The sequence below is a fragment of the Vibrio sp. 03_296 genome (genome assembly GCF_002265885.1).
The window spans coordinates 16,577-38,566 of sequence record NZ_NPKW01000071.1 but is presented as its reverse complement, the minus strand read 5'-3'; the positions used below and the strand labels follow the sequence as shown (position 1 = coordinate 38,566).

At 50.2% G+C, this 21,990-nt stretch carries 21 protein-coding genes; 12 read left to right on the top strand and 9 right to left on the bottom strand.

Features of this window, described 5'->3' with window-relative positions:
- Nucleotides 1–19 precede the first annotated feature (19 nt).
- From CIK04_RS09540 to hemC, 4 genes are read right to left on the bottom strand one after another with little or no spacing between them, the layout of a single operon-like run.
- Nucleotides 20–1,201, bottom strand: a complete 1,182-nt coding sequence (locus CIK04_RS09540) for a heme biosynthesis protein HemY (protein ID WP_045614421.1) — start codon at nucleotides 1,199–1,201, stop codon at nucleotides 20–22.
- The gene (locus CIK04_RS09535) at nucleotides 1,198–2,403 is read right to left on the bottom strand and encodes a uroporphyrinogen-III C-methyltransferase (RefSeq protein ID WP_017789658.1); all 1,206 of its coding nucleotides are present in this window, start codon (nucleotides 2,401–2,403) and stop codon (nucleotides 1,198–1,200) included. Before CIK04_RS09535 ends, CIK04_RS09540 begins: the two co-directional genes overlap by 4 nt.
- A gap of 14 nt (nucleotides 2,404–2,417) precedes the next feature.
- Entirely contained in the window at nucleotides 2,418–3,149 is a 732-nt protein-coding gene (locus CIK04_RS09530) for a uroporphyrinogen-III synthase (protein WP_097353125.1), read from the bottom strand.
- 1 nt (nucleotide 3,150) lies between these two features.
- A complete protein-coding gene (hemC, locus tag CIK04_RS09525; protein ID WP_017420409.1) occupies nucleotides 3,151–4,089 on the bottom strand; it encodes a hydroxymethylbilane synthase in 939 nt (312 codons plus the stop codon).
- 363 nt (nucleotides 4,090–4,452) lie between these two features.
- Between hemC and CIK04_RS09520 the strand changes: the two genes are divergently transcribed.
- The gene (locus CIK04_RS09520; RefSeq protein ID WP_017420408.1) at nucleotides 4,453–6,987 is read left to right on the top strand and encodes a class I adenylate cyclase; all 2,535 of its coding nucleotides are present in this window, start codon (nucleotides 4,453–4,455) and stop codon (nucleotides 6,985–6,987) included.
- Between the two features lie 93 nt (nucleotides 6,988–7,080).
- Here the strand turns inward: CIK04_RS09520 and cyaY are convergent, their stop codons facing one another.
- Nucleotides 7,081–7,395: an iron donor protein CyaY gene (gene cyaY / locus CIK04_RS09515; RefSeq protein WP_011079140.1), complete on the bottom strand. Its 315-nt coding sequence runs from the start codon at nucleotides 7,393–7,395 to the stop codon at nucleotides 7,081–7,083.
- Here cyaY and CIK04_RS09510 point away from each other — a divergent pair.
- The 7 genes from CIK04_RS09510 to CIK04_RS09480 all read left to right on the top strand — a co-directional run bounded on the left by CIK04_RS09510 (nucleotide 7,375) and on the right by CIK04_RS09480 (nucleotide 14,755).
- On the top strand, nucleotides 7,375–7,587 hold the full coding sequence (locus CIK04_RS09510; protein WP_170861680.1) for a lipoprotein: 213 nt from the start codon (nucleotides 7,375–7,377) through the stop codon (nucleotides 7,585–7,587). The two genes, cyaY and CIK04_RS09510, sit on opposite strands and share 21 nt — an antisense overlap.
- A 48-nt stretch (nucleotides 7,588–7,635) precedes the next feature.
- Complete coding sequence (gene lysA / locus CIK04_RS09505) at nucleotides 7,636–8,889, top strand: diaminopimelate decarboxylase (protein WP_017420406.1); 1,254 nt, start codon at nucleotides 7,636–7,638, stop codon at nucleotides 8,887–8,889.
- A 10-nt stretch (nucleotides 8,890–8,899) separates the two neighbouring features.
- Complete coding sequence (gene dapF, locus CIK04_RS09500; protein WP_017420405.1) at nucleotides 8,900–9,730, top strand: diaminopimelate epimerase; 831 nt, start codon at nucleotides 8,900–8,902, stop codon at nucleotides 9,728–9,730.
- A 72-nt stretch (nucleotides 9,731–9,802) separates the two neighbouring features.
- Complete coding sequence (locus CIK04_RS09495) at nucleotides 9,803–10,504, top strand: DUF484 family protein (protein ID WP_039448869.1); 702 nt, start codon at nucleotides 9,803–9,805, stop codon at nucleotides 10,502–10,504.
- Nucleotides 10,473–11,423, top strand: coding sequence for a tyrosine recombinase XerC (gene xerC / locus CIK04_RS09490; RefSeq protein ID WP_026050291.1), 951 nt, complete (start codon nucleotides 10,473–10,475; stop codon nucleotides 11,421–11,423). The genes CIK04_RS09495 and xerC overlap by 32 nt, the downstream gene beginning before the upstream one ends.
- On the top strand, nucleotides 11,420–12,136 hold the full coding sequence (gene yigB, locus CIK04_RS09485; protein WP_097353124.1) for a 5-amino-6-(5-phospho-D-ribitylamino)uracil phosphatase YigB: 717 nt from the start codon (nucleotides 11,420–11,422) through the stop codon (nucleotides 12,134–12,136). The genes xerC and yigB overlap by 4 nt, the downstream gene beginning before the upstream one ends.
- A 129-nt stretch (nucleotides 12,137–12,265) precedes the next feature.
- Nucleotides 12,266–14,755, top strand: coding sequence for an EAL domain-containing protein (locus CIK04_RS09480; RefSeq protein ID WP_072610220.1), 2,490 nt, complete (start codon nucleotides 12,266–12,268; stop codon nucleotides 14,753–14,755).
- Nucleotides 14,756–14,798: 43 nt separating this feature from the next.
- Here CIK04_RS09480 and CIK04_RS09475 read toward each other — a convergent pair whose 3' ends face one another.
- The gene (locus CIK04_RS09475; RefSeq protein ID WP_017420400.1) at nucleotides 14,799–15,404 is read right to left on the bottom strand and encodes a tRNA-uridine aminocarboxypropyltransferase; all 606 of its coding nucleotides are present in this window, start codon (nucleotides 15,402–15,404) and stop codon (nucleotides 14,799–14,801) included.
- Nucleotides 15,401–16,951: a COG3650 family protein gene (locus CIK04_RS09470; RefSeq protein WP_097353123.1), complete on the bottom strand. Its 1,551-nt coding sequence runs from the start codon at nucleotides 16,949–16,951 to the stop codon at nucleotides 15,401–15,403. The genes CIK04_RS09475 and CIK04_RS09470 overlap by 4 nt, the downstream gene beginning before the upstream one ends.
- 41 nt (nucleotides 16,952–16,992) lie before the next feature.
- Between CIK04_RS09470 and CIK04_RS09465 the strand changes: the two genes are divergently transcribed.
- Nucleotides 16,993–17,463: an EVE domain-containing protein gene (locus CIK04_RS09465; RefSeq protein WP_097353122.1), complete on the top strand. Its 471-nt coding sequence runs from the start codon at nucleotides 16,993–16,995 to the stop codon at nucleotides 17,461–17,463.
- A gap of 97 nt (nucleotides 17,464–17,560) precedes the next feature.
- Here CIK04_RS09465 and CIK04_RS09460 read toward each other — a convergent pair whose 3' ends face one another.
- Both CIK04_RS09460 and CIK04_RS09455 read right to left on the bottom strand, forming a co-directional pair.
- Nucleotides 17,561–18,391 (bottom strand): Cof-type HAD-IIB family hydrolase, encoded by an 831-nt coding sequence (locus tag CIK04_RS09460; protein ID WP_097353121.1) that lies wholly within the window; start codon nucleotides 18,389–18,391, stop codon nucleotides 17,561–17,563.
- A gap of 180 nt (nucleotides 18,392–18,571) precedes the next feature.
- Nucleotides 18,572–19,570 carry an alpha/beta fold hydrolase gene (locus tag CIK04_RS09455; protein WP_097353120.1) on the bottom strand — a complete coding sequence of 333 codons (999 nt, stop codon included), beginning with the start codon at nucleotides 19,568–19,570 and terminating at the stop codon, nucleotides 18,572–18,574.
- A gap of 63 nt (nucleotides 19,571–19,633) precedes the next feature.
- On the opposite strand from CIK04_RS09455, the gene rhtB reads away from it, so the two are divergent.
- The 3 genes from rhtB (at nucleotide 19,634) to CIK04_RS09440 (ending at nucleotide 21,970) form a co-directional block, all read left to right on the top strand.
- Nucleotides 19,634–20,251, top strand: a complete 618-nt coding sequence (rhtB, locus tag CIK04_RS09450; RefSeq protein WP_026050294.1) for a homoserine/homoserine lactone efflux protein — start codon at nucleotides 19,634–19,636, stop codon at nucleotides 20,249–20,251.
- Between the two features lie 53 nt (nucleotides 20,252–20,304).
- Complete coding sequence (locus CIK04_RS09445) at nucleotides 20,305–21,528, top strand: EAL and HDOD domain-containing protein (protein ID WP_017420394.1); 1,224 nt, start codon at nucleotides 20,305–20,307, stop codon at nucleotides 21,526–21,528.
- A gap of 106 nt (nucleotides 21,529–21,634) precedes the next feature.
- Nucleotides 21,635–21,970, top strand: a complete 336-nt coding sequence (locus CIK04_RS09440) for a metalloregulator ArsR/SmtB family transcription factor (RefSeq protein ID WP_011079154.1) — start codon at nucleotides 21,635–21,637, stop codon at nucleotides 21,968–21,970.
- Nucleotides 21,971–21,990: the final 20 nt, after the last annotated feature.

Sequence of the window (21,990 nt, the reverse complement as noted above, 5' to 3'; positions counted from 1 at the left end):
TTACAGGTTGTTTCTTCCATTAGTGACTTTGTATCAGCGTCAACGCTTTACGCGACACTTCGTGTGCCGCCTTATTGAGGTTTTGCTTCTCAAGCGCATCGGCTAAGAAAGCGTAGTCGGAAACGCTTGAGCGTACTTTCAATGCTGTTTCAAAGTGCGACTGTGCTTGCGGCCATTTGCCTTCTCGGAAATACAACTGCGCCAGTGCGCTGTGCGCTTCGGCATTTTGGCTGTCATTTTTCACGTTCTGCTCTAGCATCACGACCACTGGGTGAACATCACCTAAATTGAGTTGTGGTAGAAGGGCATACAGCTCTGGCGATGGCGATTTTTTCAGTGCTTCTTTGATCACCGTGAGTGCTTCGTGGTCAGCTTTACGGCTAATCAACTGTTTGGCAAAGCAAGCCACCAAATGTGGGTCTTGTTTGACTTTGCGTGGCAGTGTATTCCAGTGTTTGATTAATCCCTCACTGCCTTGCTGCCCAGCAACGTCGGCCAGTAAACCGCACTGAGCTCGTTGGTGCATCTGTTCGGCGTCTTCCGGGGAGAGCAATGCTTGCTTGTTGAGTGTTGGCAAGAGGTCAATCAGAGGTTGCCATAACTTGAGCTCGAGGTAAGTGGTTTTGAGCAAGTTCAGAACAATCGGATTATTGGGGTAGCGACCTTTGAGAGACTGCAAACTATCAAACGCTTGAGCAAACTCACCCTCTCGTACCAACTGTTTTGAGCGGGTTAGTTCTACCGCCAAGTAGGCGTTTTCTTGCTCGGCGGCCAATGCTAAGTAGTGATCGCGCTTGGCTTTGTCTCCTTGGCCATCCGCTGCTTCTGAGGCCACTAAGTAACAAAGCAGTGGCATGTCATGATGGCTTGCCCAGCGTGTCACTTTCTTCTCTGCGCCTTTCCAATCGCCTTCCAGCAACTTGATGATGCCTTCGTTGGTGTAACGACGAGAGCGGCGCATTTTGCGTACGCTAAACCAGTTCCACGTGGTGAAACCGGTATAGAGTACTTTTTTAACTAAGTATTCTAAGCCAAATAAACCGGCCAAAGCCGCTACAATGAAAATCACCAAGGTGGTGACACTCATTTCAATCGTGGTGTTGGCAATCGAGATCAGCACATAACCCTGCTGGCCAGAAAACTGGGTACCGACAAACAGCCCGGCACCAAGCACGACAAAGAGAAAAATCAGACGAATCATTGCTGCGCCTCCGTGCTGGTCATGCTAGTGACTTCACGGCGTAGACGTTCACGAATCACATCCGCCAATTGATTTTGCGTTTGCAGTTTTACAGGGTATTGCACCTGAATTTTTTGCTCGCTGAGCTGTTTCAACGACTGAGTAAACTCTTTCACCGTGTTGTTATCTTGGTTAAAGAACGCTTGCGACCACGCTTCTGCCGTGGTGAGTGAGGTGGTGTAAACTTCCCCTTGTTCTTGATAGACCGCTTTGATGGCGGTTTCGATTTTCGCTTTGATGTTCTCTTTTAGATAGAAATGCTGCTCTGGGGACAACAATGGAATGACGTTGCCATCGCGAGTACGGAAGGTAATAAAGTTCTCTGAGAAGGCTTTGAGTGACGCCATTAAGTTGTTTTGCCAGTTGTTGATGTCGTCAGAGACTTGTTGTTTCTCGACGGTTTTCGCTTCCGGCAGTATGGCGTTTGCCAATGGCAGTTGGTCGACCTGTTGTTGCAGAGCGGTCAAACGCAGCACTAAGCCATCGCGGTCAATCAGCGGGATGGTTTTCAGATCGGTAATGTCTTTGGCCATCGCTTTGCGCAGAGGCACGAGGCTTGGATCGTTGAGTGCTGCGATGCGTTGGTCGGCACTTTCCATCAAGCTGGTTGCGCTCACTACGTCATGCTCAAGGAACAGTTTTCGCCCCGCCAGTTTGACGAGGTAGTCGGCTTCTGCCAATAACCAATCGTTCGGGCGACGGCCTTTTACGTCTGCCATCGCGAGCTGAAGGCTTTCGATGCTTTTCTGCTGCTGAGCTAGCACCACTTCTGCTTTGTGAGTGACTTCGGTCGCTTTGGCGACGGTCTCTTGTTTCACTTGGTTAAGCTCATTGCTCATCGCACTTTGCGTTTGTTGCAACTGATTTTGCAGCGCAGCGATTTGTGCCTGATATTGGCTGTTTTGCTGTTGAAGCTGGAACGCCACACCACCAGTGCCCAACAAGGCAATGATGATGGCAAGGATACTGAGTTTTTGACTTGGTTTTTTCTGCTCATCCTTGGTTGTCGCAGGTGGCGTTTGGGGTGCCACTGTTGGCTCAGGTTGTGAAACGGACGCATTCGTTTCGACTGAGGAAGTCTCGGGAGTGGAGACTTCAGTGGTTACTGGATCAGAAGTTGTTTCTTCAGGCTTATTTGGCTCGTTATTTTTTTTACTTGTCATGAGTTTGTCCTGTGTTACTTAGGCTGGAGAGCAGCCAGTAAATCTTGATTCGAGGCACTTCCAACATTACAGACCCGCGTAAAGCCAAGTTGGGTCGCAATGGCAGCAATACGTTCACTGGGAACCAGCAAGCGTTGTTGATATAACCAAAATTTACCCTCATCACTCATTTGAGTGTGAAGGTAGTCGAGTTGTTCTGCACTGGTGACAATCAGAGTGTCGACGCCCTGATTGCGCCATAAGGTGAGAGAGCTTACCGCATCAAAGGGGATCAATTCTCTCTGGTAGGTCTCACAATACCGGACGTCAGCTCCTCGTTGGCTCAATGCTTGGTGTATCAGTTCTCGTCCGCCGTTGCCGCGCAGAATCAGTACGCGTTTTCCGGCTATCCGATTGAACTCTGGGAGTTGTAGGAGGTGCTCGCTATCACTGACCGTCGGGTAGTTTACGTCTTGGTGGGTAACTTTGCTCAAATAGTGTGCGGTTTTTTGACCAACGGCAAGGTAAAGCGCGTTTTGCGGCCAGTTTTGTTGCTGTGCATTGAGGATGTGTTCGGCGCATTGCACCGCATGTTGACTCACCGCGATGATCACATCGCTTTGCTTCAGGTCGTTGGCGAGGGTGCTGAGTGAACTATTCGCAACAATATCAATAAGAGGGTGCTGGAGTGCAGGGACTCCAGCTTGTTGAAGCAGTTGGCAAAGCGCTTGGCCTTGCTCGGCTGGCCTTGTTACCAGTACCGCCATATCATTCGTGGTCTTGGTAGAGTTTGGTGAGGATTTCTCTTGCGCCTTCATTCAGCAGTTGATTGGCCAATTGCACACCCAACTGCTCGGCTTGAGCGCGAGGGCCACGAATTTCGCCACGGACGATTTCGCTGCCGTCAGGTTCACCCACCAAAGCACGTAGCCAGATCTCGTCACCCTCAAGCAGCGCATAGCTACCGATTGGCACTTGGCAGCCACCTTCTAAGGTGAGGTTCATGGCGCGTTCGCATTTGACGCGATCGGCTGTATCGGCGTGGTTTAGTGGCTCGAGAAGCTTGAGAATACGCTCATCGTTAGTACGACATTCAATGCCCACGGCACCTTGGCCGACGGCTGGGAGCGATTGTTCTGGCTCAATAAAGCTGCGGATGCGCTCTTCTAGCTCAAGACGTTTCAAGCCAGCGGCTGCGAGAATGATCGCGTCGTATTCACCCGCATCGAGTTTGCTTAAACGAGTGCCGACGTTGCCGCGCAGTTCTTTAATGACCAAATCTGGGCGGTAGGCTTTCAATTGACATTGACGACGCAAGCTGCAAGTGCCAACAACCGCACCTTGAGGCAGTTCATCAACATGATGGTAGGTGTTTGAGACAAAGGCATCGCGAGGATCTTCACGCTCACAAATCGTCACCAACCCCAAACCTTCTGGGAAATCCACTGGCACGTCTTTCATCGAGTGAACCGCGAGGTCAGCACGCCCTTCCAGCATCGCCACTTCGAGCTCTTTGACAAAAAGGCCTTTGCCACCCACTTTGGCAAGAGGGGTATCAAGAATCACATCGCCTTTGGTTACCATGGTCACCAGCTCGACTTCCAAGCCCGGATGGGCTTTCTGTAGCGCATCTTTTACGTAGTAGGCTTGCCATAGAGCGAGGGGGCTTTTGCGTGTTGCGATTCGGATTGGCGTTGAGTGTGTCATTGTCTTCCCAATATCTTGAACGTTCTGATTTGGGCTAATCCTACCACTCTCACTGCTAAAGTCTTACTGTTAGTTGGTGTAACTGATGCTAGGGTTAACGAAATGGTACGTGAGACTGAAATAGTGTGATTGGATTCTCATTTGGCGGATGGACTATTATTAGTTATAAAGATTACAAGCGACACTTAGCCGCCGAGTTTGAGGCCGTGTTCTGCCTATCACCAATGCGATTTGTTGTGGTGAAGAATGCAGCGCATTTGTCTTTACCAACACGGATGGAAGTGTTAAATTGATCACGTTTTTTAGCCAGGATGGCTCAAAACTTATGCAGACGTGTCTCAATATTGAAACCAAGGATATCCCTTGCAGGCTTATACCGAAAAATTAATCCAGCGATTAGATACCCTCAACCGGCAACGCATCGAGCGTGCGCTGGCGCTTATGGATTTGCAAAGTCAGCAAGTATTCCACCTCATCCCGGTTTTACTGCACTTTAATCACCCAGCTATCCCCGGCTATTTTGACGCTGATGTTCCCTTTGGGGTGCATGGGCTCAAGCTCAATGATATTCAACAGCAGTTTGTTGATGACACGGAGTTAACCCTAGGTCAGTCCTTACCTCGCGCGCCGCATGCGCAAATTCTTGGTCTCTATACCATGGGCAGTACCTCGTCCATTGGCCAAAGTACCTCCAGTGATCTCGATATTTGGGTCTGCATTCCTACACAAATGGGCCATGACGAAAGAGAGAGCCTCGCCAATAAATGCTTACTGATCACCGATTGGGCGCAGATGCATGGCGTAGAAGCCAACTTTTTCTTGATGGATGAAGATCGGTTCCGCAGCAACCGCTCGGAAGAGATGACGGGTGACAACTGTGGTTCGTCACAGCATATGTTGCTACTGGATGAGTTTTATCGTTCAGCGGTACGTCTTGCTGGGCAGCGCTTGTTGTGGCAAATCGTGCCGCCTGAGATGGAAGAGTGCTACGAGCAATACGTGGCTGAGCTGTGCAATGGTGGCCACATCAATTGCCATGAGTGGATCGATTTTGGTCAACTGAGTCGCATTCCTGCTGAAGAGTACTTTGGTTCGAACTTGTGGCAGCTCTACAAGAGTATCGACTCACCATACAAGTCGGTATTGAAGGCGATTTTGCTCGAAGCGTATTCGTGGGAATACCCACACACGCAACTGCTGAGTATCGACAGTAAGCGCCGTTTCTTTGCTCATGAGCCAGATCTCTATGGGATGGATGCGTACTATCTGATGCTGGAGAAAGTGACTCGCTATCTCGAACGCATTAATGACCACACACGTTTGGATTTGGTGCGTCGCTGCTTCTATCTCAAAACCCATGAAAAACTATCGCGCGAACCGGGTGTCGGTTCCGTGGCGTGGCGCCGCGAAGCGTTGCGCGAGTTGACCAGCCAATGGCAATGGTCGCAGGCAGTGATTGTTGAGTTAGACAACCGACGTAACTGGAAAGTGGAACAGGTCAAAGTGGTGCATCATGCCTTGCTTGATGCCTTGATGCAGAGTTACCGTAACCTGATTCAGTTTGCTCGTCGTAATGACATTACCTCAGCGATCAGCCCGCAGGACATCAGTATTCTTGCACGTAAGCTTTATGCCGCGTTTGAAGTGTTGCCGGGTAAGGTAACGCTGCTCAACCCACAAATTTCGCCAGATTTGCACGAACCCGATTTGAGTTTTATTGAAGTGCGCGAAGGGCGCATCAATAAGTCCGGCTGGTATCTGTATAAACAACCGCTGATTGCGCACCGTATTTTGGGTCAACCTTATCTTGAGCATCATGAATACTTAAGTAAGTTGGTGGCGTGGGCCTTCTTCAACGGTTTGATCACCGAATCCACTCGCTTGCATGCCGTGGTCAAAGAAGCGCAACTGGACATCGACAAGTTCTATCAAATGGTCAGTGATCTGCGTAATACCTTCTCGCTGCGTAAACGCCGTCCGACCATGCAAGCGTTAGCCAGCCCATGTGAAATCAGCCAATTGGCGATGTTCATCAATTTTGAAAACGATCCAACCGCTGAGCTGTCTGGGCGCTCATTAAAAGTCGATCTCAAGAACGCCGACATTTTCAGTTTTGGGACGGAACAGAAATGTTTGATTGGCAGCGTTGATCTGGTTTATCGCAACTCTTGGCATGAAGTGCGGACTCTGCATTTCCGTGGTGAAACCGCGATGTTGGATGCACTGAAAACCGTGTTGGGCAAAATGCACCAAGACGCGATTCCGCCAGAGTCGGTGGATGTGTTCTGCTACAGCAAGAACTTACGTGGCGTGATGCGCAATATGGTCTATCAACTGTTGGCTGAGTGCATTGATTTGCGCCTGAAGCCGGTGGAGCAAGAAAAGCGTCGCCGTTTTAAAGCGATTCGCTTGGCAGCTCAGACTTACGGTTTGTTCTTTGAACGTCGCGGCGTGTCGGTGCAGAGGTTAGAAAACTCGGTCGATTTTTACCGCAGCATCTCGACGAATAAACTCAAGGGCTCACCGCTGCTGATGCTGGACCGTGAGGACGACTATCATCTACCGCCCGTGGTGGATGGTTTTGCCAGCGAAGGCTTGATTCAGTTTTTCTTTGAAGATACGGAAAAAGGCTTCAACATTTATGTGTTGGATGAAGCCAACCAAGTGGAAGTGTATCACCAGTTTAGCGGCTCTAAAGATGAGATGATCGCCAGTGTGAACAGTTTTTACACCGCGGTGAAAGACGACAAGCATGTTGCCTCGAAATGCATTAACTTCAACTTGCCTCAGTATTATCAAATCATTCATCCGCAAGAGGAAGGGCAGGAGTCGTACATTATTCCTTATCGTAACGATGCCTGTACTCAAACGAAGATGTCCAAAGCAGTCAACGTTTAACTGCCTAGTCACAAACTGATGGAATGATCAAAACACGAAGAGCACCGACAGGTGCTCTTCGTGTTTATGCGCTGGTGGCGTGATGATGACCTTTTAAGCCCAATCGATCGATTCACCCGCGTGCTTTTCACACTCTTGTTTGACCATGTGTGCAAACTCAACGCCAGTCTTGGAGCAAATCCACTGACCCGCTTTGTATTGGAAGTGGAAACCGCCGGATTTCGAGGCTAACCAAATTTCTTGCATCGGCTCTTGGCGATTGATGATGATTTGGCTGCGGTCATCAAATTCTAACGTCATCACGTTGCCCGTGGTCTCGTAATCGATGTCTGCGCCTGATTCATCAATCGCTTCTTCAATGAGTTGCAGCTCGTTATCCACTAGTTGATGAAATTCAGTATTGTTCATCCTATCTATCCTATTGCTTTTCCTGAGTGTGGTGCGATTATAGGGGGCATTGAATCAATAATCACGATATGCAAAATGAAAAAAATACTTACTGTGCTGTTAACCTTGTCGGTAGCGCTGTTGGCCGGATGTGGTCAATCGGGCGCTTTGTACATTCCAGATGACGCTCAACAATCTGAGCAACCACAGTAGGCATCGCAACTGATTTAGCAGTCGACCATATTATAAGGGAAGTGAATTTTGGATTATTTCAATTATCAGGACGATGGTCAGCTTTGGGCGGAAGAGGTTTCCTTAACCAGTCTGGCTGAGCAGTACGGCACACCTCTGTATGTGTATTCGCGTGCGACGCTTGAGCGCCATTGGCATGCGTTTGATCGCTCGGTAGAAGGGCATCCTCATCTTGTTTGTTATGCGGTGAAAGCCAACTCGAACCTGGGTGTGCTGAACACCTTAGCGCGATTGGGTTCTGGCTTTGACATCGTATCCGGTGGCGAATTGGAACGTGTGTTGGCCGCTGGCGGTGATCCACGTAAAGTGGTGTTCTCTGGCGTGGGCAAAACCGAAGCGGAAATGCGCCGTGCGCTTGAGCTCAACATCAAGTGCTTTAACGTTGAATCGGAACCTGAACTTGAGCGTTTGAACCGCGTTGCGGGAGAGTTGGGTGTGAAAGCGCCAATCTCACTGCGCATTAATCCCGATGTGGACGCCAAGACCCATCCTTATATCTCGACTGGTTTGCGTGACAACAAGTTTGGTATTGCGTTTGATCGCGCGCCGGCGGTGTATCAATTTGCTCAGAGCTTAGAAAACCTTAACGTCCAAGGTATCGACTGCCATATCGGCTCGCAGCTTACTGCGATTGACCCGTTTATCGATGCAACCGATCGCCTACTGGCTTTGATCGATAACCTAAAAGAACAAGGCATCAACATTCGCCATCTTGATGTGGGTGGTGGCCTTGGCGTGGTCTACCGCAACGAATTGCCGCCTCAGCCTTCTGAATACGCCAAAGCGCTGTTGGGTCGTTTAGAAAATCACCAAGATTTGGAACTGATTTTTGAACCAGGACGTGCGATTGCTGCGAACGCAGGCGTATTGCTGACCAAAGTAGAATTTCTCAAGCACACCGAACACAAAAATTTTGCCATCATTGATGCAGCGATGAACGATTTGATGCGCCCTGCGCTGTACCAAGCGTGGCAAGACATTGTGCCCGTTCAGCCTCGCCAAGGCGAAGCGGTGACGTATGATCTCGTGGGGCCAATTTGTGAAACGGGAGACTTCCTCGGTAAAGACCGTTCACTGGTGCTGGCAGAGAACGATTTGCTAGCGGTTCGCAGTGCGGGCGCTTATGGCTTTGTTATGTCGTCCAACTACAACACGCGCGCACGAGCAGCCGAAGTGATGGTGGATGGCAAAAAACACCATTTAGTTCGTCAGCGCGAAGAACTGCGTAGCTTGTGGGAACTAGAAAACATCCTTCCGGAGTAACGAGCTTTTTATGCATTTCCATTTTTCTAAAATGCACGGTTTGGGTAACGACTTTATGGTGGTCGACTGCATTACTCAAAACGTTTACTTCTCTCAAGAGCTGATCCGCCGTTTGGCGGATCGCCACACTGGCGTTGGTTTTGACCAACTGCTGGTGGTGGAAGCACCTTACGATCCTGAGACGGATTTCCACTATCGTATTTTCAATGCCGATGGCAGTGAAGTGGAACAGTGTGGCAATGGCGCGCGCTGTTTTGCCCGCTTTGTTCGCATGAAAGGGCTGACCAATAAATACAGCATCAGTGTCAGCACCAAGAAAGGCAAAATGATTCTTGATGTGGAAGAAGACGATGAAATCACCGTTAACATGGGTGTGCCAGAGTTTGAACCGAACAAAATCCCTTTCCGCGCCAAGCAAAAAGAGAAAACCTACATTATGCGTGTTGGCGAAAAAACGCTGTTTTGCGGTGCGGTGAGCATGGGCAATCCACATGTCGTGACAGTGGTGGATGACGTTGATACCGCAGAAGTGGAGACGTTAGGGCCATTGCTTGAATCGCATGAGCGTTTCCCTGAGCGCGTCAATGCCGGATTTATGCAAGTGGTCAACCGTGAACAGATTCGCCTGCGCGTGTATGAGCGTGGTGCGGGTGAAACGCAAGCTTGTGGCAGCGGCGCGTGTGGCGCGGTGGCGGTCGGCATCTTACAAGGCTTGTTGGATGAAAATGTCACCGTGAGTTTGCCGGGTGGCGATTTGCACATTCACTGGAAGGGGCCTGGTACGCCACTTTATATGACGGGACCTGCGACCCATGTGTTTGATGGTCAGCTGTCTTGCTAGAACCCACGGATTCTAGCCACCGCAGGTGATGAGTTTTCATCACCTTGCATGAGTTATCGTTGAGGAAATGTTTTGTCTTACCCTGAAGCCGATGCGCTGACCGCCGAAGTCGTGGCGGCGTATCTTCAAGACCACCGTGATTTTTTTGTACATCGTCCGGAGTTGGTCGACCGTTTGAACTTTCCGCACCCGGAGCAAGGGACAGTATCGCTTGTCCACATTCAACTGAACCGTCAACGCCAACGTATTGAAGCATTGGAAGAAGAGATCACGACCTTGATGTCTTTGGCGGCGAACAACGATCGCACCTTTTATGAGTTCATGGACCTGCAAGAGCAAATCCTGCGTTGTCGCGATTTCCAGCAAGTGGTGAAGGCGATAGAGCTCAAAGCGCATGAACTTGGTTTGGTGGCCTATGTGCGTCTATTGAACCAATGTGAAGCGAAGCACCAACTGAGCATGGAAAACTACCAGCGTTTTGCCACCAACCATCTCAATGGTAAATCGGCGTATTTAGGGCGTCTGCGCAACGCCGATCGCGAAGCGCTGTTTGGTGATTTGCCCGTACCAGAAATGGGCTCTTACGTGGTCTTGCCGCTGGTGAAGCAACATCCCCTTGGTTTGCTGGCGTTCTCCAGTGCCGATGGGGGTCATTTCCAACCGGAGATGGATACCTTGTTCCTTCGTCACCTCTCGTTAGTGGTGGCCCATTTAGCTCAAACCCTTGCTTGGCAATTGCAGCATGACGACAGCGTCAAACACACCACTGCCTAGTGGCCTGAGAAAGCCGCTTGATCAGTTCTATGAGTACTTGCGTGCGGAAAAGGGCTTAAGCCTGCACACCCAGCGCAACTACAAGCAACAACTGGAAACCATGGCGGAACACTTGCACAGTATGGGGCTGAAAGCGTGGCCGCAAGTCGACGCAGGTTGGGTGCGCCAACTGGCGGGCAAAGGGATGCGCGAGGGAATGAAGGCGAGCAGCATCGCAACGCGCCTCTCTTCGCTGCGCAGCTTCTTCGACTTTTTGATTCTGCGTGGCATCCTCACGGCCAATCCAGCCAAAGGGGTTTCGGCTCCGCGCAAAAAACGCCCTCTGCCCAAAAACCTCGATGTTGATGAAGTGAATCAACTGCTTGAAGTGAACGAGGATGACCCGTTGGCCATCCGTGATCGCGCCATCATGGAACTGATGTATGGTGCGGGATTGCGCTTGGCTGAACTGGTCGATATCGATGTCCGTGATGTGCATTTGCGCAGTGGCGAAATTCGCGTGATTGGTAAAGGCAATAAAGAACGCAAAGTGCCGTTTGCAGGTATGGCGGTCGAGTGGGTCGGCAAATGGTTAAAAGTGCGTAGTGGTTTGGCGGACCCAAGTGAACCGGCGTTGTTTGTCTCGAAGCTTGGCACGCGTATTTCCCATCGCAGTGTGCAAAAGCGCATGGCGGAATGGGGTCAAAAGCAGGCCGTGGCGAGCCATATTACACCGCACAAACTGCGTCACTCATTTGCCACGCACATTCTCGAATCGAGCAATAACCTGCGTGCTGTGCAAGAATTACTAGGCCACGAAAACATTTCGACCACGCAAATCTATACGCACCTCGATTTCCAACACTTGGCCGATGTGTATGATCAAGCGCACCCAAGGGCGCGTAAAAAATCTTCTCAACGCAAAGAGGAAGATGAATGAAACATTACCGCCCCCTGCAGCCAATCGCGGCAATGACCTTCGACTTAGACGATACTTTATATGATAACCGTCCGGTGATTGAACGCTTGGAGCGCGAGGTGCTGGCGTGGCTCGCCACGCAGCATCCTGCGACGCAAGTGATGAGTCACAGCGATTGGTCTCAATTAAAGCGTGACGTGGCGGCAAGCTCTCCGCAATTGCGCAGTGATGTGACACAACTGCGTCATCAGCAACTGACCGAGGCGTTTTTACGTCTTGGGTACGATGCGGCGGCGGCGCAGCAAGCGGCGGATGAGGGGGTTGCGGTGGCGTTGTATTGGCGCAGCCAGTTGGTGGTGCCATCCGAAACGCATCGTGTCATGAGATTATTGGCGGACAAACGGCCTTTAGTGGCGATCACCAATGGTAACGTGGATGTCGCGGCGATCGGTTTGCAAGGCTACTTTCAAGCTGTCTTAAAAGCCGGCCCTGACGGGGTGGCGAAACCGGCCGGTGATCTGTTCCAGCGTGCGGAGCAGATCTTGCAGTTGCCAGCGCAGTGCATTCTCCATGTTGGCGACCACTTGCTCTCGGATGTGCACGGCGCCAACTTGCATGGTTTTATGTCGTGCTGGATCAATCCAAAGCAGATCAACCTGCGTCAGCAAGCTAAAGCCAAAACTCTTCCTAATTTAGAAATCAATGAATTAAGTCAGTTACTCCTACTTTTGTAAGCCCGCTCTCAATCCTATCAATCTTCCCTGCATAACGCTGGTTTTGCTGGAAAAAGCATCATAAATTAGAATTCTCACAATTGGAACACGCAGGGTTTGCGCCCATTTGACGTCGGGGTTGATACGGATATGCAGACTTTCTCGTTCTGGGTCGAGGATCTTACGCAGTTGCAAGCGATGACCAGCGATTATCGTTGGGACGCGCACAATACCTATTTGGTGCAGATTTTCTCCACTCAGACGGCCTCTATCACACAGGGATATGCTCGGCATCTGCTGGCGCACTTGCCGAATGTGGACATCATTGGCCACAGTACGCAGCACACCATTTATGGCGGTGAAATTTTAACTGGCGGGTGTTTGGTGGTGATTGCGGAATTTTGTCACACCACACTGACCTCGGCAGTGGTGTCCTATTCGGGATCCGCAGATCTGGATGGTTACGATTTACGCCAAGCATTGCAATTAACCCCTACCAGCCGAGCGGTGCTCAGCTTTTCCGTGCAAGTGGAGCGGCAAGATTACCCGCTTTACGGCGCGTTCAATGATGGTATCGCAACGCCAGTATGCGGCGGTTTAGCACAAAGTGCTGCTGACGGATGTTGGGTTCTGCACCAAGACCAGCTCTACACGCAAGCGGTGGTGGCCGTGGCTTTGCACAGTGAACAGCTTAAAGTATGGACCAGTGCGTACTCAGAGTGGAACCCTGTTGGCATGTACCATGCCGTTACGGCCGCCGAAGGGCCGCGTCTCATTTCTCTTGGCAACAAGTCAGCCTACGAGGTTTACAAACGTTATTTGGCCGATGGTCATGAACTCTCGGCGAGCCATCTGCTCAATTTTCCGCTCTACCGAGAGCGAGGCAAACACAAAGAGGTGTGTGCGGTACGTGAGATCCACCATGATGGCAGTATCTCTTTCGATAAAACCTGGTCTATCGGCGATCAGGTGCGTTTTTGCTACAACCACCCTTCGTTAACCCTAGAGCAGCTCAAACATGGTGTGGTGGAGCTGGCGCTGCATCAACCGGAAACGGTGTTTATCTACAACTGTGCGTCTCGACTCGACTTTATCGATGGTTGCCAAGAAGTGGCGCCTTTTAATCAGATCGCGATCAGTCACGGCAGCTACTGCATGGGTGAGCTGTATCACGACGGTCTACAGCAAGAGATTTTACACCACAGTTTGACCTATCTGGCAATGCGTGAAAGTGATGAAGTGACCGAGCTCAAACTGCCAGCGGATGAGATTGATAGCACCATTTCACCACTGTTTTGTTTGATTCGTAATGCGATTGCCGATCTCGATCAGGTGCAGTCCCATATGGAGTATCAACTGGAGCGGCAAACGCTGAAACTGCAAGAAAGTTATCGCCGTGACAGTCGCACTGGGTTACAAAATCGCATCGCCCTGAAAGAGTATTTGTCGGCTATTCGCGATGATGAACATTTGTTGACCTTAAAACTGCTCAACTTCAGCCACATCAATGAAAAGTATGGCTATCAAGTCGGTGATGAGCTGTTGCGAATGTTGTCGGTGAGCTTCTTAACTCGTCTCAGACGGCGCTTGGGCAAACAAGCGGATATGCAGTTGTACAGCATTGGTGTTGGCGAGTGGGCATTTGTCTTTCGCGCTGAAATTTGTGGTGAGACCATCAAGCAGCAGTTTACCCGTTTTGCCGATGTGATTGAGCAGACCAACTTCGAACCTTCGGGCTTGGAACAAGTGGATTACCTGTCGATTTCATTGTGTGGAGGCTTAGCCAGCCGGCGAGATTTCCCGCAAGCCAGTGGTGATGAACTGCTGCTCAAAGCGATTGAGGCGCGGCGCGCTGGGGTGCGCAGCAATACCCATATTTGCAACGCCAAAGACATTCAAGTGAGTGACGAGCGACGCAAAGAGCAACTGGCTTGGCTCAGTTGCGTCAGTCGGGCGATTTTGCAGCAAAATATCGTCACTTATGCGCAGCCTCTGTTTCACGCCGACGGCACCACCCCCTACTCACAAGAATGTTTGGTGCGAATTGTCGAAAACGACGGACGCATTATTTTGCCAGGGCAGTTTTTGCCGATTATTGCCGACACCCACCTCTATACTCGTTTGAGCCGCCATATGATTCAAAGCACCTTGAACTATATGCGAGACAGAAGCGGGATGTTTTCGATTAACCTCTCCCCGCAAGATCTGATGAGCGATAAAACCATGCTGTTATTGGAAACGGCGATTCGTCAGCTCAATGACCCCAGACGTATCGGTTTGGAGGTGTTGGAATCGGAGCAGATCAAAGATTATGGCCGCATGATTGAAGTGTGCAGTCATTTCCGTCAGTTGGGGGCGCGCATTATTGTTGACGACTTTGGTTCGGGTTACTCCAACATCGACGAAATTATTAAGCTTGAGCCAGACATCATCAAACTCGATGGCAGTTTGATCCGTAACATCGACCAAGACAGCAAACAGCGCAAGATCGCCAGTCAGCTGGTGCGCTTGTGTCAGGTGCTGGAAGCGAAAACCGTGGCAGAGTTTGTCCACAATCAGCAGGTGTGTGAAATCGCTCAAGACATGGGGGTCGATTATTTGCAGGGCTATTATCTCGGCCAGCCAAGTCGCTTATTCTGAGGGGACGGGTTAGCCCGAGGCATCTGGGCTAACCTCTGTGTTGTTAAGGCACGCTTTTTAGCGCATGGCCACTGCGATCGGCATGAAACGCCGCCAAATAATCGCGCAGCAGTTCGGTCATTGACGTGGCGTTGTGTGCTTCACCGAGTTGCTTTATTAACTCTGCCGCAATCTCTAAGGTGCACAGATTGCCTTGTTGCTGATTACGTCTTAATTGATAGTTCGACGCGCTGTCGCTGTGTAAAGCGAGCTGTGGCAGTGCTTTTAGCCACTCGCTTTTATTGAGCATCTTTCGTGCTTCCTGCCATGTGGCATCAAGAATGATAAACAGCGGCTGGCGCTGGGTTTGCTGGGCGCGTTCCTCTACTTGAGTAAGGGTAATACTCTGTTCACTGGGATAGAGCACCACAGGCATAAACTGCGCATCGCTGAGCAGATCCAATAACGCTTGCGCAGGCGCAGTGCGCTGCCAAACGAACTGGCGCACGGGCAAACGGCACCAATGCAGTAGTTTGCCGGTATTGGTTTCTCGCTCGACCTCATTTGGGTGCATCAATAGCACCAGTGCGACCTCACTTTGAAGTGACGGAAACTGGTCACACAGGCATTGATAACGCAGCCCACACTGAGGGCAGGCTTGTGGCTTCACAGTTTCACTCCTTCGCGTACTGGGCTGATGCCATCAGAAAACAGTTCTACCTGACTGATTTGCTCACCAAGCGCGACAGGAGCAACACTCGGATTGAGTGGATAACTAATACCATCATATTGCATCAGGTGTGACTGAGCTTTGGCGCCGCCGCCACGGACGTTGAAGATAAGATCTTGCCAGCCGTGGTTGCGTTGATTGCCGAGGTAAATCGGTGTGTTCACCAAGGTAATGCGGCTATTGAAGCGCCAAGTCTCTTGGTGATTTTCAAAAATCAGCAGGGTACAGCCACCCGAGCCGCACCAGTCTAACTGTGCCAGCAGTTCTTCTTTGCCATCCCCATTGAGATCGTACGTTAGCCAGCGGTATTGGTTATTGCTTGGATCGGTTTTGTGCAGACGAAAATACTCACGTATTGCCTGATCAACATCGCGACGAAACTCCGCGCTGGAGGCCACGTTACGGGTGTCCGTAGGAATGGCGGTTTGAGTGGTGACGGGGGCGTCACTCATCATTTCACCTGCGGCGGCGGGATACAAAATCAGCCCGCCTTGAGCAATCGGATAGACCACCTTGCCGACTTTTTCCTTTTCCGCTTTTAGCTGTGAACCCGTGCGGGCGAAAATGCGTTCGGTGACTAATTTTTGCCCCTGATGGTGCGTCATCACCACTTGGATCTGATTGGGATTGAGTTGCTGCCAGTAGCCTTTTTCCACCAGAGGACGCGCTTCATTGGCATAGAGATAACGCGTTTCAGCACTGTGGTCTGCGTTGAGCTGCATGTGCACGCTAAAACCGGAAGATTGGGTTGAGGTCGCCGTGTACAAACCACGCCAACCGAGCGTGGCATCGATGTTCGAGGTGGTGGCACAGCCCGATAACTGGGTATCTTGCCAGTCAAACGTTGCTTCCCAGCCGTAAAGGCTGTTGCTCATGGTGTCTTTACACAAATTTCCACTGAGGAGCAATTGGCCGCCATCAAACTGATACTCGCGTTTACGCGGGCTGAGCTGGCTGCGGCTAATCTCACGCGTTTGATCTTGTTTACTCAGTTGCTTGATGGTCAGCTGATTGGCGGCAAAATCAATACGCCAGTTGGGTTCATTGCCGAATGCTTGCGTTGGACGAGCGGCTTGCTCGCAGCGGGTTGGGTTGCTGGCATCGACTAAATTGAGTTGCTCCACCACAAACAACGCATCGTATTCCGAAGCAAAGCCTTCATCACCGGTGGTTTTTAAGTGGCCAATCACTTCGCCATACATGGACTGATAGGGCAGGCTGGTCAGCGCCATCAATTGCTGACGCTGCTGAGCGCTCAGCTGTAGCCAATATTGCTGCGTACTGCCACAAGGTGTGATGTATTGCGCTTCATGACCGACGACTAAACTGCCTGACAACATAAAGCTCTGTGCGATCACCGACTCGGGTTGGCTGAGATTGGCCGTTGGCAGTGGAGGAGCAGATTGAGTGGCGACGGGGGCGCTGGTTGAGCACGCTTGTAACAGCAACAGTGTCGATAGGGCGACTGGGTTTTTAAACGCCTTCATGTTATATCTTTCTCCATCTCTAAATCTGCTTGGACCGCATTATGGCATATTGGTTGTTTAAAACTGAACCGGACACCTTTTCTATCGACACTTTACGCGTACAAAAGGTTTCATGTTGGGAGGGAGTGCGAAATTATCAGGCAAGAAATATGCTGCGTGATGAGGTTAAAGAGGGCGATTGGGTGATGATTTACCACTCCTCGTGCAAACAGGTTGGCGTGGCAGGGATCGCGAAAGTGGTTCGTGAAGCCTACCCCGATCATTTTCAGTTTGATTTGAACAGCGACTATTTCGACGCGAAATCAACGCCAGAAAACCCGCGTTGGATAATGGTCGATGTGGAGTTTGTGCGCAAAACCGAACGGGTGATCCCTTTGGCGGTGTTGAAAGCCATGCCCGAGTTGGAAAACATGCCATTGGTGAAAAAGGGTAATCGCTTGTCGGTGATGCCAGTGACGGAACAAGAATGGCAGGCCATTTTAACCAAAGAAAAACTGCCGAGCCGCCTTTAGTCTTGCCGATGTGCAGCAAGGTTGTCGCAAATGAGTCGCAGGTAAAAATAAAACGGGGCAGCGTGACGCTGCCCCGTAGTCATTGATTGTGCCGTATTTATAGCAGATGTTTTTGCAGATAGTGCGCCACGGCATCGTCGGCATTGCTGCCAATGATTTCGTTGTCTGGCAGGGCTTTCTTCACTTTTTCGTGAGAGGTTTCCATCACCAACCCTTTGCCCGCCATCGACAACATTTCCACGTCGTTCATCCCGTCGCCAAAGGCCACACAGTTTTCCAGTGTCAGGCCCAGTGATTCTGCGACCGCTTTCAGCGCGTCCCCTTTTGACACTTCTGCGGCCATCACTTCCAAACACCAAGGCGTTGAGAAGGCAATATTGAGTTGTTCGCCAAAGGCTTCACGTAACTGGTTTTCAAAGCCAACCAGATGCTCGTGATCTTGCCCTGGGTGGGTGAAGAAGATTTTTGCGATGCCGTCAGTTGGTGCGTTGTCGATATCGTAAACTTTATAGGTAAAGCCCGTCTCTTCATGGAACTTGCGCATCACTTCGTCTTCACGGTTGAGGCGCCACTCTTCGTTTTGATAAAGATGAACGAAGATCTCAGGGTCTTGTTTGACAATATCAATCACAGGTTGCACAAGCTCAGCCGGAACATTTTTGCTGTACATCAGTTGGTCATGCTGGTCATGAACACGAGCACCGTTTGAGGTGATCATGTAGGCGGGAATGCCCACTTGAGCGCGAATGCCGGCAACATCGACATGGTGACGGCCAGTGGCGAAAATAAAGGTGTAACCTTGCTCATGCAGCGCTTTGAGCGTCTGTTTAGAGAATTCGCTGAGTTGGTGATTCGGTGCCAGCAGCGTGCCATCCAGATCGGAAGCAACGATTTTGGTGATCTCTTTGTTTGGCAAGCTCGCAGTCATACGGCCCTCTTATGTCAGTCGGATATGTTCAGGAAACAGGAAACGTTATCGACACAGGTCATTGTCTGAGTCGGTAGAAAGTGACACAACGTCTATCCAGCTTGGATGCCTGGCTAGACGCTGCTCACTAGGGGGATGGTCGCTAGTGTATGTGAAAAGCGGAGAGAAAAAGAGGGTAAATTAAGCGTGCTTGCTTTCCTCTTTCTGCAAAAAGCGGAACATCGCGCTGAGTGCTTGATTGCGGAAGTGGTCTTTCTCAAACAACAACTCGTGTTGCGCTCCCTCAATTACCACCAACTCACTTTGCTTATTGGTTTTGTGCAGCTTTTTGAAAAACTGCGACTGTGCTTGATTGCTGACGATGCGATCGCCCCCCGCCTGCAACAGTAATACCGGAAGGGTGAGTTGGCGCGTCAGCAAAATGCACTGTTTGGCTGCCATTAAGCCTTGCCACACCCAACGGGTGCTCGGGCCACCGACTTGCAGCTCGGGCTTGTCGCGATACAGCTGTCTAAACCATTGATAACGCGCTTGGCTCTGGCTGAGCGGATTATCTTCAAAGGGCTTCTCATAATAGCTTTTGTGTCCCGGCGCATAAGTAGGCGTTGGGTACACGGCGGTGAGAATCTGGCTGACTGCCATGGCCACAGGGCTGATATACCAAGGGAGATCGATACCAAACATCGGTGCACTGAGCACCAACTTATCAAAACCATGTTGTGGGTGGGTTTGTAAGTAGCGCGTGGCCACAGCACCGCCCATCGAATGAGAAACAATGTGTCGCTGCTGATAAGCGGAGAAATCAAAGTGCGCAATCACGGCTTCCATGTCGAGAATGTAATCATCAAACTCGTAGACGTGACCAATATCAGAGTCTTTCACCAGGCGATCTGATAAACCTTGGCCTCGATGATCGTAGCTGTAGACGTCATAGCCTTGACGGTAGAGATCAAACAGAAGTTCTTGGTACTTCCAAGCAGATTCGATTCTGCCATTCACTACCAGCACCGCCTTTTTGTGTTGCGGGTTGGTCAGCTTACACCAATACAACTGCATCTTATCGCGCGTTTTTAGGAAACCCTCTTGTCGCTGCTGCCATAGGGCAGCGATCGGACCACCTATTGCTTGCTCAAATAAAGCCTCTTGCGTATAAGAGAGAGGTGAGCTGTTATTAACCATTAAATAAATACCTGATCATGCGTTTCTGTTGTCAATGATCAGAGAATTATCGGGGAAATGCAAATGGATACCCATGTTTGGTTGGCGTATGTTGTGACCGCAATCGTTTTCAGTTTGGCACCGGGCTCTGGCACGGTGAACTCGATCAGCAATGGCCTCAGTTATGGCACGCGAAAATCGCTGGCTTCCATTGTGGGGCTGCAAATCGGTTTGGCGGTCCACATTGTTCTGGTTGGGGCGGGCATTGGTGCTTTGGTGGCACAATCGGCGACGGCATTCACGGTGATTAAGTGGGTGGGGGCGGTGTATTTGGTTTGGCTGGGCATTCAAAAATGGCGTGATACGTCAAGCCTTGCGACGGCCTCGCAACAGCATGCCATTTCCAGCACCGCGCTATTGCGTAAAGCGGTGTTGATTAACCTGACCAATCCCAAATCGATCGTCTTTTTGGTGGCGCTGTTTCCGCAATTTATCGACCCAAGCCAAGATCAGGTGACCCAGTTGGCGGTGTTAGGCATGACCACCGTGGTGATTGATGCGTTTGTTATGCTTGGCTACACCACCTTGGCGTCTCAATTGGGGCGTTTTATCCGTTCAGAGAAAGTGATGGGCAAAATAAACAAAGTATTTGGTTCAATGTTTATGGGTTGTGGGGCATTATTAGCAGCTGCAAAATCATAACTACCAGTGATAAATTCACTGGTTAGTCACTGAGCATAAGAATAAAGCACTAAATGAATACCACATACGTCGCACGGCAGCCGATCTTTAATCGGAAGAAACATACCTTAGGTTATGAACTTTTGTTTCGTGACGGAGAGAGCAACGCCTATCCGGTACACATCGAATCAAACCGTGCGACCTATCGCTTGATTGTGGAAAACTTTCTGTCCGTAGGCACCAATCCGGCCATCGCCTCTTCACGCTGTTTTATCAACTTTCCGTATCAAACCTTGATTCGCCGTTTGCCACTCAGTCTGCCGAAAAACAAAGTGGTGATTGAGGTGCTGGAAACGTGTCAGCCAACGGATGAGCTGCTTGACGCGATTCGTGATTTGTATCGCGAAGGCTATGTTATCGCGCTGGATGACTTCACCTTGACCCCGGAATGGCATCGTTTTTTGCCCTATGTGCACATCGTGAAATTGGATGTGATGGATTTGGGGATGGAGAAGGCGTGTGAGTTGGTCAAAGAGCACTTGGCACGGCGCGTGAAATACCATTTCTTGGCAGAAAAAGTGGAAACGGCGGAAGAGTTTGAACTGGCGAAAGAGGCGGGATTTAAATTCTTTCAAGGTTACTTTTTTAGTAAGCCAGAAGTGGTGCAAACGCGTTATGTCAGCCCTGAGCAGACTGTGGCGTTGGAGTTGTTTCGTGAAGTGTGCAAGAGCGAGCCAGATTTTGGCCGCATTGAGCAGATCATTTCGCAAGATGTAGCGTTATCTTACAAGCTGTTGCGTTTCGTCAATACTCAGTCGACCCGTCTTGAAGTCACCATCAGTTCGTTTCGCCAAGCACTGATTTACCTTGGGCAAGACAAACTGAAAATGTTCGTCTCTCTGGTGGTGGCGTCTTATGTCTCAACCAACAAGCCACGTGAGCTGTATAACCTCTCGCTACAACGCGCGCAATTTTGTGAGCTGATGTCTCGTCGTCACCCTTTCAGTAAGCATAACGAACAAGGCTTTATGATCGGTTTGCTGTCGATTCTCGATGCGATGATGGATCTGTCGGTGGAGTCTTTGGTCAACCACCTGCCATTGAGCGAAATTGCGAAACAGGCATTACTGTGTCGTGGCGGCGCTTATGGGGCATTGATTGCACTCGAGGAGTGTTTCGAACAGGCAGACTGGCGTGGCATTGAGCAGTGGTGTGAACAACTGGGCTTGTCGATAGAAGAAGTGCGTTACGAATTGGTCGAAGCGCAGCGTTGGTCGCAGGAGTTTGCTTTGATCTAAACTGACGCCACGCAATATGAATTTTTGATGACAACTGAGCCGACGCGTTGACGTCGGCTTTGTTTTTTCTCAATATATATGCATATCCATATATGAGAATGTAAACATGCTACCACACCAGTTTTTTAAACTGCTTTCTGATGAAACTCGCGTTCGTTGCCTGATGCTGGTGGCACGAGAAGGAAAAATTTGTGTTGGCGAGTTGACGTATGCGCTGCAAGAAAGTCAGCCGAAAGTCTCTCGTCATTTGGCACAGCTGCGAGCCAGCGGGCTATTGGTGGATGAAAGACAGGGTCAATGGGTCTTCTATCGTCTCTCCGAACAGTTGCCGGGTTGGATGAAAAAAATGGTCGATGACCTGATTGCTTCCAACTGTTTAAAGCAAGTTTATCAACAAGATATTGCGCGTCTGCATCAACAAGATCGTGTGGCGTGCTGTTAAATTGAAATTGAATTATTAGG